The 1,891-nt window shown below is 51.8% G+C and carries 3 protein-coding genes; all 3 read left to right on the forward strand.

The features are described from left to right. Positions 1-118: 118 nt before the first annotated feature. Complete coding sequence (locus WAO31_RS07170) at positions 119-475, forward strand: sterol carrier family protein (RefSeq protein ID WP_509591936.1); 357 nt, start codon at positions 119-121, stop codon at positions 473-475. Next, positions 472-732 (forward strand): hypothetical protein, encoded by a 261-nt coding sequence (locus tag WAO31_RS07175; RefSeq protein WP_509591932.1) that lies wholly within the window; start codon positions 472-474, stop codon positions 730-732. The genes WAO31_RS07170 and WAO31_RS07175 overlap by 4 nt, the downstream gene beginning before the upstream one ends. Continuing rightward, a partial coding sequence (gene purF / locus WAO31_RS07180; protein WP_509591934.1) for an amidophosphoribosyltransferase occupies positions 732-1,891 on the forward strand: 1,160 nt, incomplete at its 3' end. The genes WAO31_RS07175 and purF, both read left to right, overlap by 1 nt.

Here is a 1,891-nt window from a genome sequence, read left to right on the forward strand (position 1 = left end):
CTAAGCAGGGCTTTGACTATTGCGTGCTCTCTGGCACCTTGCCCTAAAACCAAGATCTTCATTCCCTCAAGTTTAGTTAGCTTGAGAATGCGGTGAAGTTTGTAGGCTGGGGGCTGTGATGCGCCGAAAGATAGCTAAGTCAGATGGGGAGCTCGCCATTCAGGCTTACCTTGAAGGTTTGGCAAGCGATGAGCAGTTGGCAACAGCAGTTAGATTCTTGTTAGAAGAATTGGGGAGCAATCATCCGGGAAACTCGGTCGAGGTTCGCGTACCTCCCCTTGGGGCGGTGCAGTGCGTTGAGGGCCCAAACCATAAAAGAGGTACCCCGGCCAACGTGGTTGAGATGGATCCAGAAAGCTTCGTCGAGCTGGCTCTTGGGCGAACGACCTTCGAAGAACTGACTTCAAAGGCCAAGCTGTCGGCCTCGGGGAATCGGTCAGATCTGGCTGGATTGTTCCCTATATTTAAACCATGAGCCCAAAACCCGTTGTGTCCTCGGAAGAGGTCAGCATCAGGCGTGCTCCCAAGTATCTGCAATTTTCTCTAACCGGTTTCCTGCTCGGAATTTTCATCGCTTTGGTCTGGGGTCTTGCATCACCAGAGATCGTTGGATTACTTGTTGTTGGCGGCGGCATTATCGGCGGCGGAATTGGAATTTTACTCGCACTGTTATTTGACTTGATTTTTAGAAGGCGTGGCAGAAAGCTTCAGGCCACTAAAATCGTAGAGTGATGCGCGGGGACGGAAGACTCAACCACGACCTTCTTCCAGGAGAAAAAGGTCCACAAGATCAGTGCGGCGTATTTGGAGTCTGGGCCCCGGGAGAAGAAGTAGCAAAGCTCACTTACTTCGGACTCTATGCCCTCCAGCACCGCGGACAAGAATCAGCCGGTATCGCCACCTCCAATGGCAAAAAACTAGTCGTCTATAAAGACATGGGTCTTGTCTCTCAAGTATTTTCCGAATCAGCTCTTGAATCCCTGGTTGGCCACGTTGCCATCGGACACACTCGCTACTCAACAACCGGATCATCCAGCTGGCGAAATGCACAACCAACTCTTGGTAGAACTGCGTCTGGAACAGTGGCCCTAGGTCATAACGGCAACCTCACCAACACCGCCGAACTTCTCGAGATGCTCAAGAGCCGCTACCCCGATCAGTCCGAGAACGAAATCACCGGCGGTAACACAACGGACACCGCGGTGCTAACCGCACTTCTTGCAGGAAACCCCGACAACTCTCTTGAGGGGACAGCAATGGAATTGCTGCCCCAGGTCAAGGGAGCTTTTTGTTTGGTGTTCATGGATGAGCAAACTCTTTACGCAGCGCGTGACCCTCAGGGCGTTAGACCACTTGTTCTTGGAAGACTGCAAAGCGGATGGGTTGTGGCCTCCGAGTCAGCAGCGCTAGACATTGTTGGAGCATCCTTCGTTCGCGAGGTTGAACCCGGTGAACTAATCGTGATCGACGAAAACGGTCTTCGCTCGACAATGTTTGCGAAGCCAAAAAGAGCGGGCTGTGTCTTTGAATACGTGTATCTGGCAAGGCCAGATACCACCATTAATGGCCGCGTGGTCTATGACGCAAGAGTTGATATGGGTAAGGCGCTAGCCCGTGAGTACCCAGTTGAGGCAGACCTGGTCATTCCAACCCCTGATTCAGGTACCCCTGCAGCCATTGGATACAGCCAAGAGTCCGGTATTCCCTTCGGACACGGACTGGTTAAGAACGCTTACGTAGGTCGTACCTTTATTCAGCCACGCCAAACCATTCGTCAGCTTGGTATCAGGCTGAAGCTGAATCCCATAAAGGAAGTAATCAAGGGTAAGAGAATCATCGTGGTCGATGATTCCATAGTTCGTGGAAATACTCAGCGAGCACTGGTTCAAAT

The organism is Rhodoluna sp., assembly GCF_049276775.1.
In the GTDB taxonomy this organism is placed as follows: Bacteria; Actinomycetota; Actinomycetes; order Actinomycetales; family Microbacteriaceae; genus Rhodoluna.